Origin of the sequence: Ruegeria sp. HKCCA5839 (genome assembly GCF_013035585.1) — a bacterium.
Lineage (GTDB): Bacteria > Pseudomonadota > Alphaproteobacteria > Rhodobacterales > Rhodobacteraceae > Ruegeria.
This window is the reverse complement of the sequence record NZ_WQIE01000001.1, coordinates 1058099-1071144: the sequence shown is the minus strand read 5'-3', so window position 1 is coordinate 1071144 and position 13046 is coordinate 1058099. Positions and strand designations below refer to the sequence as shown.

At 56.8% G+C, this 13046-nt stretch carries 16 protein-coding genes; 15 read left to right on the top strand and 1 reads right to left on the bottom strand.

The window, feature by feature from the left end; genetic code table 11:
• The first annotated feature begins 32 nt into the window (after positions 1 to 32).
• The 4 genes from GOV38_RS05275 to GOV38_RS05260 all read left to right on the top strand — a co-directional run bounded on the left by GOV38_RS05275 (position 33) and on the right by GOV38_RS05260 (position 2264).
• Positions 33 to 461: a nitrate reductase cytochrome c-type subunit gene (locus GOV38_RS05275; RefSeq protein ID WP_171102357.1), complete on the top strand. Its 429-nt coding sequence runs from the start codon at positions 33 to 35 to the stop codon at positions 459 to 461.
• 30 nt (positions 462 to 491) lie between these two features.
• Positions 492 to 1190: a NapC/NirT family cytochrome c gene (locus GOV38_RS05270; RefSeq protein WP_171207868.1), complete on the top strand. Its 699-nt coding sequence runs from the start codon at positions 492 to 494 to the stop codon at positions 1188 to 1190.
• 12 nt (positions 1191 to 1202) lie between these two features.
• Entirely contained in the window at positions 1203 to 1460 is a 258-nt protein-coding gene (locus GOV38_RS05265; RefSeq protein ID WP_171102355.1) for a hypothetical protein, read from the top strand.
• A 120-nt stretch (positions 1461 to 1580) separates the two neighbouring features.
• Positions 1581 to 2264 carry a fumarylacetoacetate hydrolase family protein gene (locus tag GOV38_RS05260; RefSeq protein WP_171207867.1) on the top strand — a complete coding sequence of 228 codons (684 nt, stop codon included), beginning with the start codon at positions 1581 to 1583 and terminating at the stop codon, positions 2262 to 2264.
• A 55-nt stretch (positions 2265 to 2319) separates the two neighbouring features.
• Here GOV38_RS05260 and GOV38_RS05255 read toward each other — a convergent pair whose 3' ends face one another.
• Positions 2320 to 2589 (bottom strand): hypothetical protein, encoded by a 270-nt coding sequence (locus GOV38_RS05255; protein ID WP_171102353.1) that lies wholly within the window; start codon positions 2587 to 2589, stop codon positions 2320 to 2322.
• Here GOV38_RS05255 and GOV38_RS05250 point away from each other — a divergent pair.
• The 11 genes from GOV38_RS05250 to GOV38_RS05200 all read left to right on the top strand — a co-directional run bounded on the left by GOV38_RS05250 (position 2588) and on the right by GOV38_RS05200 (position 13024).
• On the top strand, positions 2588 to 3022 hold the full coding sequence (locus tag GOV38_RS05250; protein WP_171207866.1) for a hypothetical protein: 435 nt from the start codon (positions 2588 to 2590) through the stop codon (positions 3020 to 3022). The two genes, GOV38_RS05255 and GOV38_RS05250, sit on opposite strands and share 2 nt — an antisense overlap.
• The gene (locus tag GOV38_RS05245) at positions 3019 to 3684 is read left to right on the top strand and encodes a MotA/TolQ/ExbB proton channel family protein (RefSeq protein WP_171207865.1); all 666 of its coding nucleotides are present in this window, start codon (positions 3019 to 3021) and stop codon (positions 3682 to 3684) included. Before GOV38_RS05250 ends, GOV38_RS05245 begins: the two co-directional genes overlap by 4 nt.
• 31 nt (positions 3685 to 3715) lie before the next feature.
• Positions 3716 to 4042 (top strand): biopolymer transporter ExbD, encoded by a 327-nt coding sequence (locus tag GOV38_RS05240; RefSeq protein ID WP_171128615.1) that lies wholly within the window; start codon positions 3716 to 3718, stop codon positions 4040 to 4042.
• A gap of 4 nt (positions 4043 to 4046) precedes the next feature.
• On the top strand, positions 4047 to 4424 hold the full coding sequence (locus GOV38_RS05235; RefSeq protein WP_171128617.1) for a biopolymer transporter ExbD: 378 nt from the start codon (positions 4047 to 4049) through the stop codon (positions 4422 to 4424).
• Positions 4421 to 5575: an energy transducer TonB gene (locus tag GOV38_RS05230; RefSeq protein ID WP_171207864.1), complete on the top strand. Its 1155-nt coding sequence runs from the start codon at positions 4421 to 4423 to the stop codon at positions 5573 to 5575. Before GOV38_RS05235 ends, GOV38_RS05230 begins: the two co-directional genes overlap by 4 nt.
• A 200-nt stretch (positions 5576 to 5775) precedes the next feature.
• On the top strand, positions 5776 to 6795 hold the full coding sequence (locus GOV38_RS05225; RefSeq protein WP_171207863.1) for a radical SAM protein: 1020 nt from the start codon (positions 5776 to 5778) through the stop codon (positions 6793 to 6795).
• Positions 6796 to 7050: 255 nt separating this feature from the next.
• The gene (locus tag GOV38_RS05220) at positions 7051 to 9057 is read left to right on the top strand and encodes a hypothetical protein (protein WP_171207862.1); all 2007 of its coding nucleotides are present in this window, start codon (positions 7051 to 7053) and stop codon (positions 9055 to 9057) included.
• 64 nt (positions 9058 to 9121) lie between these two features.
• Complete coding sequence (locus GOV38_RS05215; protein ID WP_171128625.1) at positions 9122 to 9445, top strand: hypothetical protein; 324 nt, start codon at positions 9122 to 9124, stop codon at positions 9443 to 9445.
• A 6-nt stretch (positions 9446 to 9451) separates the two neighbouring features.
• Positions 9452 to 10534 (top strand): glycosyltransferase, encoded by a 1083-nt coding sequence (locus GOV38_RS05210; RefSeq protein ID WP_171207861.1) that lies wholly within the window; start codon positions 9452 to 9454, stop codon positions 10532 to 10534.
• Entirely contained in the window at positions 10531 to 12597 is a 2067-nt protein-coding gene (locus tag GOV38_RS05205; protein ID WP_171207860.1) for a glycosyltransferase, read from the top strand. Before GOV38_RS05210 ends, GOV38_RS05205 begins: the two co-directional genes overlap by 4 nt.
• Positions 12590 to 13024 (top strand): hypothetical protein, encoded by a 435-nt coding sequence (locus GOV38_RS05200; protein WP_171207859.1) that lies wholly within the window; start codon positions 12590 to 12592, stop codon positions 13022 to 13024. Before GOV38_RS05205 ends, GOV38_RS05200 begins: the two co-directional genes overlap by 8 nt.
• The last annotated feature ends 22 nt before the right edge of the window (positions 13025 to 13046 follow it).

Here is a 13046-nt window from a genome sequence, read left to right as displayed (position 1 = left end):
CAGCCGTTCCGCACACAAAAGGATCATGCAAGATGAACAAGATTGCCGTTTTTGCCTCCGCCCTTCTGATCGCGTTCGGCAGCATCGCGCTGGGCCAAGAAATCAAGGACTTGCGCGGGACGCCCCCGGACGCACCGAGCGTTGTCAACATGAGCCTGCAATGGGAAGGGCGCGAAGGGCGGATGGTCAGGAACTATCGTCAGCAGCCTCCGCTCATTCCGCATTCGATCACCCAGTATCAGATCGATCTGCGAACCAACCAGTGTCTGTCCTGCCATGACTGGACCAAGGCGGGTGAACGCAACGCACCAACGCTTTCGATGACCCACTACCTGGATCGCGACGGGACCGAGTTGGATCACATCGCAGGCACACGGTATTTCTGCAACCAATGCCACGTGCCCCAGGCCGATACAGACGTATTGGTCGAAAACACTTTTGTGCCGTCCCACGGCGAATAACCGACGCGGATCAAACAAGGAGCACGCAACATGGCAGACTCCCAAGACACACGAGGTCGCATACGCCGCCTGTGGGACTGGTTCTGGAGCCCGATCCCGGTTCTAAGCGTCGGTTTTACCCTGATTGCCGGGTTTCTGGCAGGCATCTTGTTCTGGGGTGGGTTTCACTGGACGCTTGAACTGACCAATACGGAAGAATTCTGCACGTCCTGCCATTCAATGGAGACCAATCTGGGCGAGTATCGGGAAACCATTCACTACAACAATCACTCAGGTGTGCGGGCCATTTGCTCGGACTGTCATGTTCCACATGAATGGAACCACAAGATCAAGGCCAAGGTTATGGCGGTCAAGGACGTCTATCACGAACTTGTCGGAACCATTTCGACAACCGAGAAATACGAAGCGCACCGTCTCAGCATGGCCGCAGCGGTCTGGAAAAAGATGAAAGCATCGGACAGCCGTGAATGCCGGAACTGTCACAACTTCGACTATATGGACTTCACCATTCAGGAAGCTCGCGCCGCCTCGGAACATCAGCGCGCGATTGACAACGGCATGACCTGTATCGACTGCCATCAGGGTATCGCACACAACCTTCCGCCAGGCTACCTGGAGGAATATCAGAAAGTGACCGAAGCCCTGAGCGCGCAATCTGTGATGCCACCAGAGAAACATGCAGCGGCAGGCGATGATATTCGGGCCTTTCTGGACAACACAAGCGACTGAAGCGGGGCGAGTATGCTGGATATTCTAGGAACAATTGGCGGAAACGTCCTCAGCCTGCCGGGCATTCTGGGGTTGGCGTTGGGTATGATGACGCGCAGGCTGTGGTTGGGGGCGTTGATGGGCGGTGTCATAGGCGTAATCGAGACATTGATTTTCGCGGGCTGGCGTTTCAGCAATGTTGAAGCGACGGAGCTTGTAATCGCCATCATCGTTGGAGTTTGTGCCGGATCACTGGGTACAGCGATCCGCCTGAAAGGTGCGACGGTGTGATTTGAGCCCTGACGTGCCGATCCGGACTTGCAAATCAACTTAATTTTTGTTGCGGATTGTCAGATACCTGTGCTGCAATTTTAAAGTAAGCACATAATTTTGATAGCCCAAGGAAGAACTATGCGGGATCCTGTCATTCCCCTCCCGAAACCGACGGTAATTCCTACTGCGGATGGCGACGTGTTTCCGGTTCGCCGTGTTTATTGCATCGGCCGAAACTACGCTGCGCACGCAATCGAAATGGGCCATGACCCAAACCGTGAGCCACCTTTTTTCTTTCAGAAGAACCCCGACAATCTGGACCCGTCGGGGCAGTTTCCCTATCCGGCCCGTTCCGCCGATGTACATCACGAGGTCGAACTGCTGGTGGCTCTTAAATCGGGGGGCACCAACGTCCCGCTGGATCAGGCCTTGGACCACGTGTGGGGGTATGGCGTAGCGCTGGATATGACGCGCCGCGACTTGCAGGGAGAAGCAAAGAAAGCCGGACGCCCGTGGGAGATCGGCAAAGCCTTTGAGCGCTCGGCCCCGGTGGGAGTATTGCGACCCGTTGCGGAAATCGGGCATCCCGATCAAGGGCGCATCGCCTTGTCTGTCAACGGCGAGCTGCGGCAAGAGGGCGATCTGAACCAAATGATCTGGAAAGTGCCCGAGATGATTTCGTACCTGTCAGACTATTTTGAGCTTGGCGCTGGTGACGTCATCCTGTCTGGCACGCCTGCCGGAGTCGGGCCAGTCGCAAAGGGCGACAAGATGGATGCGTTGGTCGAAGGTATCGGTAGTATGGCCGTACAGGTCATTTGATCAGACCTAATCGATCTGTCCGTAAAGCTTTGCCTTGGCGGTATGCAAATCTAGCTCAACGCAAAGCGTGTGATTGATACAGACCGGTTTTGATATCACCAAAGGTTTCGGGTGTCTTCCGGCAGAGCCGAGGGCAGACTATTGAAAACCAGCCCCTGCACCATAATTCCAAATGCGTGATGCTGCAGTTGGGATCAAAACAGGCGACGAACTGCAATGTGATGCGAACCGGCGCTTTTGCGTGATAGAAGGCAAAAAGACTATCATCATTGTGGCCCAAGCCATACATCCAAATACCTGACGCAGCAGTTCGGAGTTCGTCCATGTCCTTTCGCCATCTCATTTGTGCCGCACTTTTTGCTGGCGCTATGCCGTCCTTTGCGATGGCGCAATCCGCATCCGAGCCGGGCAAGGATTTGTCGATTGAATTGAATGCGATACAGGACGTTTCTGGTAGCTGTAGACTGATCTTTCTGGTCACAAACGAAACCGGTTCTGAAGTCGACAGCGCGGTTTTGGAGACTGTGATCTTCGACCCTGAAGGTGGCTTTGTTCGGCTGTCGCTTTTGAATTTCGGTGATTTGCCCTCGGGCCGCCCGCGTGTTCGGCAATTTGTCGTGCCGGACCGCACTTGCGCGATGGTTGGCCAGGTCTTGATCAACGGTGTCAGTTCTTGCGTCATCGATGGAGCTGAAAGCCAGCTCTGTGGCGATGCGCTGGCACTGAGCAGCCGCATAGATATGGAGCTTTTGGGATGAACCCTTTCATGGCACTTCGCGAAATCCTTGCGCTGGGCGGGCCAGTGGTGGCGATCCTGATCGTCATGTCCGTCCTGACCTTGGCGGTAACGCTCTATAAGCTTTGGCAATTCGCGGCGTGCGGGGTTGGACGGCACAAGGTATTGTCTCAGGCGCTGGCCGCGTGGGATGCCGGAGACACGCGGGCGGCACGCAGCCGGTTAGAAGCCAGCAGCAGCTACCTTGCCCCGATTGTCAGCGCAGCGATGGAGGCGCCGGAAACCCCCGGTCTGGATGCGCGTCTCGACGCTGAGGCCGGTTTGGCGCTGGCCGGGTTAGAACGCGGTTTCCGATTGCTGGATACGGTTGCGCAGATTGCGCCGTTGTTGGGTCTGTTTGGCACCGTTCTTGGCATGATCAGCGCGTTTCAGAACTTGCAAACTGCTGGCGCTTCGGTCGACCCCTCCTTGCTGGCGGGTGGGATCTGGGTGGCGCTGATCACCACGGCGGCGGGGTTGGCGGTGGCTATGCCAACCTCGATGATCCTGTCCTGGCTTGAAAGCCGCACTGCGCGCGAACGCGTGTTTGCCGACAAAGTCTTGCGCACGGTTTTAGTGCCCGGCAACACTGTTCTGCCCACGACCGAAACCGGCGCTGTCTCGGCGACGCCTGAACATGCGTAACCCGGCACCCTTTGTGAGGCGGCCGATGTCGATGACACCGCTCATCGACGTGATCTTTTTATTGTTGCTGTTCTTTATGCTCACCTCGACCTTTTCCAAATTCGGTGAGATCGAGCTGAGCAATGCGACAACAGGGGCAGGGGCTTCGGGCGAACAGGTTGAACGCGTGTTTCTTCAGCTTGGCGCGGAGCGGTTGGATCTGAACGGTCAGCCCGTGCTGCTTGACGTGCTGGCCGAGCAGCTTGAACCGGGTCAGGTTCTTGTCAGTCTGGATGACGATGTCACGGCTCAGCGGTTGGTCGACCTTCTCGTGCGCCTGCGTGGGCGCGAAGGTCTGACCGTCACGGTGTTGGAGTAGCGCGATGATCCGCCCCCCTCGCCAGACACGACGACGCGATTCAACCATTCCGCTGATCAACGTTGTCTTCCTCATGCTGATCTTCTTCCTGATCGCGGGCACGATCTCGGTGCCGTTGGATCCTGATCTGGATTTGGTGGACACGGCTGATCTGCAAGGGCGCGAACCGCCTGATGCGCTGGTTTTGCATGCCGATGGCACGCTCAGTTATCGCGGGCAGGGGCTTGCTCTGGAACAGTTCATGGCAGGGCAGGAACCCGGCGCTGTGCGGATCGTGCCGGATCGGAACGCACCGGGCCCGCGACTGATCGAAGTTACCGGGGAATTGCGTCGCCTTGGGGCGACCTCGGTCTTTGTGGTCACTGAAAAGGCGCTGGAATGATCCGTCGCTCGCTTTTTGTTGCGGCGCTTGCAGTTGCCCTGTCATTGCTGGCCCATCTGATTGGCCTCAGCATGACGGTGTCGACCGAGCCAAACGCACCGTCAGGGCAGAGCCGGACGGAAGCGGTTGAACTCAGCAACGCCTTCGAAGATCTTGCAGAACCTCTGTCCGAGCCGGAGGAGCCCGAGCCCGAGCAGCCAGAACAGCCCGAAGACGAGCCTGAACCACCTGTCGAGCCACCGCTCGAGCCCGAAGTCCCGATCTCCGAGGCCCTTGTAGCCTCGCAGGATCCGCAAGCGGATTCCTTTGCACCGGATACCGGCAGTGAAGATCTTGTGCAGCCCGAAGCACCCGAAGAGGTGGTCGAAGACCCGGTGGAAGAGGTGGGCGGCGATGACAGCGAAGAAACGGCGGTGACCGATGTTGAGCCGATTTTCGAATCTCCGGTCGGTGTTCCTGAAGGGGTTGAAATTCAGGCCGAAACGCCCGAAGCCGAAGCGTTGGAGGCCGATGCTCCGCAAGAACTTGCCGCTTTGCCGCCCGAGCTGATCGAAACCGCTCCTGCTGCCCCGCTGGAAGGTGAAGCAATTGACCCGGACATATCCGTTTCACCCTCTGAGGCGCCATCAGAACAGATTGAGCCGCAAGAGACCGAGGCTGAAGACAGCGTCCCGGATCAGGGTCTGGTAACGTCGTTGCGGCCACGCCTGCCGGATCGCAACGCCCGGCCCGCAGCGCGCGGAACCCTGCAGGGGGCACGGAACTTTGACAGCTTGCGGTTCCCGCAGCAAACCATCGACTCACCTCTGACCTCGTACCGGCGCGAGGGGCGGGATGTGTTCCGCCAAGGCCAGCAAGGCAATCGTTCAGGCGGGCGTGGGCCAGGCAACTCCGACACCACAAACTATGCCGGTCAGGTTTTGGTACATCTCAACCGATCACCCCTGGTTGCAGTGTCGACCAGAGGATTCGCGCAGGTGTTTTTCGAGATCAATCCTGACGGCAGTCTGGCGTGGGTTGACGTGATCGATAGTTCGGGCGCGCCGGATGTGATCCGGGCCGCCAAAGAACAAGTGCGCATCGCGGCACCCTTCCCGCCACCGCCCAGTGGGCGCAGCCGCAAGTTGTCGTTCTTCTATCAGATCAGATGAGCATTGGGAGCAGCGAAACGGGCCCAACTCACCCCATCATTGCTCGGTCGGGACAACTGGACTAACCTGACAGCACGGGTGCCCGTCGCGCCTTATGTTTGGCGGTCCGGGGTTCGGGAGGAATGGAGACAGGCAAACTTGCGTGATGCTTGAGATGGGTTTTGCGTATTTTGCCTGACCTTGGAGGCTGGTGCGCGGCAATGCAATCTACCAAGACCGTAGAAACGGATGATCAGTCATTGGACGCTGAACCGCGGCCATTGGAGTGGATCGAACACACAGACGACATACACAAAAAGGTCGTGCTGGTGGACTGGATGCTTGGCAATCGCTGCAACTATTCCTGCAGCTATTGCCCACCGGCGTTGCATGATGGCTCCAAGGGTTGGCAAAGCTATGACGATGTCCTTGGCATGATCGAGGCCCTTCAAGAGCATTATCACAACCGGTTGGGCCGTCGGGTTTGGCTGCAGTTGACGGGGGGCGAACCCACGCTGCATCCAAAAATCAAAGAGATCCTGAGCGCCGCGCGCGCCCATGACATGAAGGTCAGCATGATCTCGAACGGGTCGCGAACGGAACGGTTTTGGTTGGCCATTCGCGACAAGCTGGATTCGCTGATCTTGACGCTTCATCTGGAAGAGGCCGAGTTTGACCACGTGCATCGCGTTATCGCGATCCTGTCCGAGGTTATCCATGTGCAGGTCAATCTGACCATGCTGCCAGACCGGTTTGACGAAAGCTATGAGATGGCCCGCAGGCTGGGGGCTGATTTTCCCAACATTGCGATTGTTATGAAGCCTTTGCGTCTTGAGTTTGGCGATGCGCTTTATCCGTATAGTGATGAACAGATTGCTAAGATGAAGCAGCATGTTTGGAACCCAGCCGCACCCAGAGGCTGGCTACGCCACGCTCGTGGAACGATGACCCACCACAAAGCCGACGGAACACATGAGGAGATACGTGCAGACTTGTTTACTCTGAACCGAGAAAACCGCTGGCAGGGCTGGCTATGTGAAGCCGGTCTTGAGTCTTTGCGCATCACAGGGAACGGGCATGTCAAACGTGCGGTTTGCAACGTAGGTGGACATGTTGGTGAAATTGGACGTGACATCAAATTGCCGATGGATCCGATCGTCTGCGATCGAGAGAGTTGTTCTTGTGTCGCCGATATTCTGATCTCGCGCGCCCGTTGGCACGAGCTCCCAAAATCAGAGTAACCGGTAAAAATGGCGCGCGTTGCGCTGTCATGTTGCTCAATACAATTCGCACCAGTCGATAGCACTGTCGCCCTAAGAACTTAGATATTGCCGGATTCCGCCTAAGAAAACGGGTTAGCTTGTCTTCAATTCGTCAATTTTCTATAGTTTCAGGCGGGTTTGTTTCTAAATTTCAGCGATCAAATGTGTAACGGTTTCACCTGCTGAGATTATAAGAAACGTTATGTGTGCTTAGGGTGCCAGTTGGGGGATATGATGTCGAAGGATAGCGAGACAAGAGCGCTACCTGAAGTTGACGGCGACGACCTCCAAGGGGTGTCGGAAGTTCGCAACTTTCTGAAATCCTCGGACTGGCAGCAGATGCTTGAAAACGCTCGGATTGAGCGGGCAAAAAACTTGGCTGCGCGGGCGCAGGGTGAAGCGGTCCCAGCTTCATCACCGAACCGGCCTGTTACACAAGAGGTTTCAACCACAGCGGAGCATCGCCCAACACCCAAGACTTGGCTGGACCGGATCGAAGAAGCTCGACTCCAACGCGAGGCGGTTATGGCTCAGCGCGATGGTGAGTCGTCTGAATCTCTTCTGAAACCTCTTGATGCCATCCCGTCGGACGGTCTCAGCAACCGCGTGACTGGCAAAAGCCGCAAACATTCGGAGGCAGCGCAGACCGAGCCAAAGGCTGCTGAAATCTCGGAAGAGGACCCGTCGCATCAGCCTGCGTCCATCGAGGCAGAACAGGTCGAAGGCCTGCCAAAATTGCCAGGTGTCACGCGACCTTATGATGATGTCGATGACGGCCAATTGTTGCAGCCAAATCCCGAGCCGGTCGAAATGCGGCCAAGCGCGGGTCGCGACAAGACGCTTCTCCGAAAGCTTCAGCGCAGTTTGAGCAAAAAAGAGAGCAGCAGGAAATACCGATTTGGTGCCATAGCTTTGGGGTGCGTCATTGGAGTGGCAGCCAGTTCGGCTGTTTTCTTCGTGGTGTCTGACTCGTCACTGCCCAGCTTGTCCGAGCGCGATAGCGTCGCAAGTTCCAGCCCGGACCTGACTATCACGCCAACGCCACAAAGCACGGTAATCGAAGCGCCCGAGCCACTGCTTTCGGGGGCACCCAGCCTGACGGATCGCAGTCCGGGCCAGCCGACCGGTTTGCCTGAAGTTTCCGTTCAGTCTGATCTGCCGGCGACAACCGTGACCGAGACAGATCGTTTGGCGTCGCTTCAGCCGTCAGCGCCTGAGCTAAAGCAGCCATCGAACGTCGTTGAGGTGTTTGTTCTGCCGGGGGTGCCCAGGCTTCAAGCGTCGGTTTCTTCTCTCAAACCACCACCGGAGCCAACAATCACAGGTGATCTGAGCCCGGGGCAGGTCGCTGATGCGCGCTTCGCACAGTATGAGACCGGGCCACTGGTCAGGGGCAATGCGCCGGTGCATGCCTTTGTCTCTGCGCGTGAAATGCAAGGCAATTGGGATGGCTTGGCGGTTTCTCCACCTGCGGCACCCCTGGCAGTGACGCAGCTTGGCGGGTTCGCAGCTGACAACCCGTTCGTGTCAGGGGCCGAGCGGACCTCATTGCCGACAGAAGCTCTTTCTTATGGTGTCGAGGTAAGTGGCACAGGTGTGGCCACTGCGTTTTCTGATCTTTACACCGACACGACAGTGGCCGCGCTGGACTTTTATGAACTGCCGGATTTGAGTTATTCCACAAGCCCGGTGCAGCGCCCCAGCACAGCAAGTCTGGCCGAACCGGATGAGGCGGTTAAAGAACAGTTGGAAGACGCCATCGCAAGCGCATTGACACCCAGACCTTTGGTTCGGCCCGAGCCCGTTGAAAACAGCGATGTGCCTGATGAAGCCGCAACACCCGCTCTCGAGAATCGGGCTGATTTCAGACTGTTCGCGCCAAATCGTTTGTCGGAAGGAACCGTGCAGGCGGTGGTGTCAGAGTTGGAAGCCACGGGACATCAACTCAGCGGGACCGCGCGGGTCGGTTTTGGGATTACACAGACGAATGTAAGGTTCTATCATCCCGAAGACGCCGAAAAGGCAAAAGCACTGGCCGAAGATGCTGGCGCTTTGTTGCGGAATTTTACTGGGTCCAGAGCTAAGACACCCAACGGTGTGGTCGAGCTGTGGTTGGCAGGCGAAAGCTCGGGCCGCGCCCGGTCAAGCACAACACGCAGCAGTCGCAATACATCGCCGGCAGCTCAGACCCAACAATTGCGAAACCAGGTTCTGAACAAGCTTAGGTCTGCGACGAATTAATGAATTGCTTAAATGTAAAAAAAACCGTGTATACTGGACATTGTGACAACCCGGGCGTCGAAGAATGACAGATCGCAGACTCTCTGGAATAGTGACAGCGCTGCTTTTGCTCAGCGCTGCTAGTGGCGTGCGGGCTGAGATCACCATTGACCAGCTTTTGATTATAGATCAGTACCTGTCCAGCAACGATACCCAGTCGCTTTACGCTTATCTTCAGCGAAACCCGCAAATCATGGCTGGCAACGACGAATTGTCGATAGAGTTGCGCAATTTTTATCAGGCAGCCTCGGCGGGCAGCCTCGATTTTGACTATTCGGAAGATCAAGCAGCGGCTTCCGATACAACATCGACTGAAAGTGCGACGCAGTCTAGCGCTCTGCAGCATTAGGATCCGATGTCATTGTCACTCTCGGTTGCCGACTTGACCCTGCCGAAAATCGCTTATGTGGTCGAACCCCGGTTTTCGGGTGGGACATCGTCAGCCGTAGCGCAGGAATTGCGGGTTGCAGCACAGTTCGGGCAGCTTTCGGTCCATGCCGTAACCTCCAAGACGTTTGGTAAAAAGCAGCTTGTCGCACCATCGTTGCGGCGTGTTCTGGACGAATTGCACATACCGTTAATCTGGGATGCACCCCGTATCAGCGCCGACTTCGTAGTCTTGCACAATCCCTCGTTTCTGAAGTTCCAGGATGAGTTGCCTACTAAGATTTTTGCCCGTGAACTGATCGTTGTGACACACGAGAACTTTTTGCGTCCGGGCGGCGAAGAGGGGTTCGATGTCGCGAATTGTCTGAACCAGATCGAGGCCGCAAGTTTGGCTTTGAAAAAAACGCTGGCACCGATCTCAGGTCACAATAGAAAGACCGTTACGGATTGGTTGGACCGAAGCTGTGCCGCAAAGCATTGGCAAGTTCTAAAGGCGGATTGGTTCAATATTTGCGAGTTTGAACTTACCGTGCCTTCCAACCAACCCAGCGATCGGCGTGGTAGACACTCTCGTCCCGGGTTTGAGAAATTTCCAACCTTGATCGATCTGGATCATTGCTTTTCCCCTCAAGCGCAGGAAAACGTCATTCTTGGTGCGGATAGTTTGCTTGAGGCGGGATTTCAGCGCCCGCATTGGACCCTGCTTCCATTTGATGCGATTTCGGTGAGTGATTTCTTTGAAATGATTGACTTTTACGTCTATTTTACCGCGCCAACATGGCAGGAAAGTTTCGGGCGGGTCGTTGCCGAGGCAATTGCCGCTGGCAAGGTTGTTCTGACCGATGCCAATACCGCGCAGGCTTTCGGTGACGCGGTCGTGAAATGCAAACCCGGTGAAGTGGATGAAATCGTTGCGCGTTTTGTTGCTCAGCCTGACAGCTACCAAAACCAGGTTCGCAAAGCGCAGCAGATGATGGCGGAATATTCTTCACAGAAGTTCGAGGCCATGATTTCAGGCGTTCTGTCCAGTCGCAGCGAGGTACAGCCATGATCTTTGTCGAAGCGGGGCAACGATCATTGCGGTCTTTCGACTCGCAGTTGATCTTCGCAGAACAGCTGAATGCGCGCGGTTTCAACGCGTGTATAGGATCCGAGTACCTGCCGGAAAACGCCGGGCGTGGGCGTATCTATGAGGCCGCAAAGTTTTTGGTGGATCAAGAAGAGTATCAGGCTTCAACCGTTTTCATTCTTGGTGCCGAGGAGATCGACGATCTTTTGCTTTCCTCGCTCAGACAAAAGAAGCTTGCTCTGGAAACTCCGGTCATCGCGACTGGCCGTTTCAAATCGCAGCAAAGCTATGTCGGGGCAAAAGCGCGCCTGGCCTATGGGCTTGGTCGTGAGGCAAGTGTTATCGACCTGACAGAAATGCAGCCTCGCTCGATCCTGCCCACGGCGGCCAGTCCGCTTGTGGCCGAACTTGGCCAGGGTCCGCGCCCCATCCGCCAGAAGACTGCTGTCACGGTTGTGCTGGGGTCGATCGAGCTGGACACGACCGATACGTTGTCCTGTCTGGCCCGCATGAGCAACCAGAGCGCCTATACACTCAGGATCATCGTGAGCGGCGCGCAGAACGAAGCGATAAAAGCGTCTCCCTTCAGTGACTTGCCAACGCTTCTTTACACTGATCTGTCACCACACAGCTTGGCTGGCAGCACTGATATTTTGGCCATGTTCGGCACGGGCGTGGCCGGCGTTCGCATGGCGACTCTGGCGGTTGAGCTGATTGCCGCTGGTGGTGTCGCAATTGACTGCACCGAAGATGAAGCGCTTATGTCAGAGGGCGCACCTGCTTTGCTGGGGCCCAAGTCCCTGTTTGCCTTTGATGGTTATCTGACCGGAAAGGTTCTGGGCCACAGGGCGATGATCGCGCAACAGGCGTCGAAATCTCCTTGGTTGCAGACGGTCGATATTGCGCGGTTGGAGGCTGCGGCGGCGCTGTCCGCACCCGCCCACAAGACCGCGCCATCCGGGCGCCAAACCCTTTTTCTTCCGACAAATGGAGTTGGGCTGGGACACGCGCAGCGCTGTACGATTATCGCCAAGGCTTTGCCGCAACGCAGCAAGCCGATCTTTGCCGCCTTTCCCAGCTGCGTGCCCTTGGTGCGCCGTGAGGGCATCGATTGTATCCCTTTGGTGGCCAGGGCCAGCGCTGAGGATCACATCAACGCCAACGATATTCTGACCTATCGACGCCTGAGCGCCGCTTTGAACACCGCCGATACATTTGTGTTTGACGGGGGCTATGTCTTTGATTCTGTTTATCGGGTTATTCAGGAACGCAGGCTCTCCGCCGTGTGGCTCAGGCGTGGGCTCTGGCCAAAAGGGCGTTCAAGACCGGCGATGCTGCGCCGCGAGGGCATCTTTGACCGGGTCATCGTTCCCTCTGAGGCTTTCGACGAGTTGAACGACGCCTATAGCTATGGCGATCACGTCCATTATGTGGGCCCCATCGTGCGCCAGGTGGATCAATCCAAATCCGAGCGCGTGGCGCTCAGGGAAAGATTGGCGGACCGTTTTGGCCGCGACTTCAAGCATCTGGTGGTCAGCATGTTGGGCGGGGGTGTTGCCTCGGACAGGTCGGCGCAGTTGCAAGCCCTGTCGGGCATGTTCGAAAAGCGGACCGATTGTCTGCATCTGGTGGTCACATGGCCCGGAAGCGTTGTGCACCCGTCGGCCTTTGGCTGGACCAATACACGGGTGGTGCATACGCTTGAGGCCACGTCACTTGGCCTGGCAGCTGATCTGGTGGTGTCGGCGGCCGGGTATAACTCGGTGCTTGAAATCCTTTACCATCAGCTACCCGCGATCCTCATCCCGCAATCCGCGCCCTATCTGGACGACCAGGAACGGCGCGCGCGGGCGCTCGCGGATCGTGACCTATGCGCAATCGTGACCGAGCGCGAGTTGATGAAGCTTGAACGCACAGTTTCCGACTGCCTGGACCACGGCGAGACCGAAGTCTATCAAGCGGCTCTTCAAACGATCGAGCTCCCCAAAACCGGGGCAGAGCAGGCCGCGAGGCTGATTGCAGAGGTGGGAGGCAACCATGGCTGAGACTTCCTGGTTTGAAATACTCAGCCGTATCTCGCCGAAGAAACCGGTCAGGCTGGATGATCTGATCACAGACGGACCCAAAATGGCACCGCTTGGAAAGGTGCTGTTCCCTGAAACCGGCCTGGCGCCTGCGGTCGATCTGTGGGACCGTGATGGAGCCGGGTCCACCCATATCGGTATCCGTATCGTTGAAGCGCCCGAAGACGTCCATGATATTGCAAGACTGTTGGCCGCCGCAGCGTTGGAGCGGTCAGTAGAGCCCGTGATCCTCAGCCGTGTGGATTTCTGCGGGTTTGAGCAGTTTGGCTTTCGCATAGAACGTCTGCCGGACGATCCAAAGGCCGCATTGGCCGCCGAAGAAGAACTGCGCAAGTTCTGGGATCTTGCGATCATAATCGATGGCCAGGATATCGGGCTGTTGGGGTAGTCGGCGCGTCTGCGACCACCCC

Excerpts from the sequence above, each read along its gene's own strand:
- GOV38_RS05275 (WP_171102357.1), top strand. The coding sequence starts at position 33 with ATGAACAAGATTGCCGTTTTTGCCTCCGCCCTTCTGATCGCGTTCGGC.
- GOV38_RS05270 (WP_171207868.1), top strand. The coding sequence starts at position 492 with ATGGCAGACTCCCAAGACACACGAGGTCGCATACGCCGCCTGTGGGAC.
- GOV38_RS05265 (WP_171102355.1), top strand. The coding sequence starts at position 1,203 with ATGCTGGATATTCTAGGAACAATTGGCGGAAACGTCCTCAGCCTGCCG.
- GOV38_RS05260 (WP_171207867.1), top strand. The coding sequence starts at position 1,581 with ATGCGGGATCCTGTCATTCCCCTCCCGAAACCGACGGTAATTCCTACT.
- GOV38_RS05250 (WP_171207866.1), top strand. The coding sequence starts at position 2,588 with ATGTCCTTTCGCCATCTCATTTGTGCCGCACTTTTTGCTGGCGCTATG.
- GOV38_RS05255 (WP_171102353.1), bottom strand. The coding sequence starts at position 2,589 with ATGGACGAACTCCGAACTGCTGCGTCAGGTATTTGGATGTATGGCTTG.
- GOV38_RS05245 (WP_171207865.1), top strand. The coding sequence starts at position 3,019 with ATGAACCCTTTCATGGCACTTCGCGAAATCCTTGCGCTGGGCGGGCCA.
- GOV38_RS05240 (WP_171128615.1), top strand. The coding sequence starts at position 3,716 with ATGACACCGCTCATCGACGTGATCTTTTTATTGTTGCTGTTCTTTATG.
- GOV38_RS05235 (WP_171128617.1), top strand. The coding sequence starts at position 4,047 with ATGATCCGCCCCCCTCGCCAGACACGACGACGCGATTCAACCATTCCG.
- GOV38_RS05230 (WP_171207864.1), top strand. The coding sequence starts at position 4,421 with ATGATCCGTCGCTCGCTTTTTGTTGCGGCGCTTGCAGTTGCCCTGTCA.
- GOV38_RS05225 (WP_171207863.1), top strand. The coding sequence starts at position 5,776 with ATGCAATCTACCAAGACCGTAGAAACGGATGATCAGTCATTGGACGCT.
- GOV38_RS05220 (WP_171207862.1), top strand. The coding sequence starts at position 7,051 with ATGTCGAAGGATAGCGAGACAAGAGCGCTACCTGAAGTTGACGGCGAC.
- GOV38_RS05215 (WP_171128625.1), top strand. The coding sequence starts at position 9,122 with ATGACAGATCGCAGACTCTCTGGAATAGTGACAGCGCTGCTTTTGCTC.
- GOV38_RS05210 (WP_171207861.1), top strand. The coding sequence starts at position 9,452 with ATGTCATTGTCACTCTCGGTTGCCGACTTGACCCTGCCGAAAATCGCT.
- GOV38_RS05205 (WP_171207860.1), top strand. The coding sequence starts at position 10,531 with ATGATCTTTGTCGAAGCGGGGCAACGATCATTGCGGTCTTTCGACTCG.
- GOV38_RS05200 (WP_171207859.1), top strand. The coding sequence starts at position 12,590 with ATGGCTGAGACTTCCTGGTTTGAAATACTCAGCCGTATCTCGCCGAAG.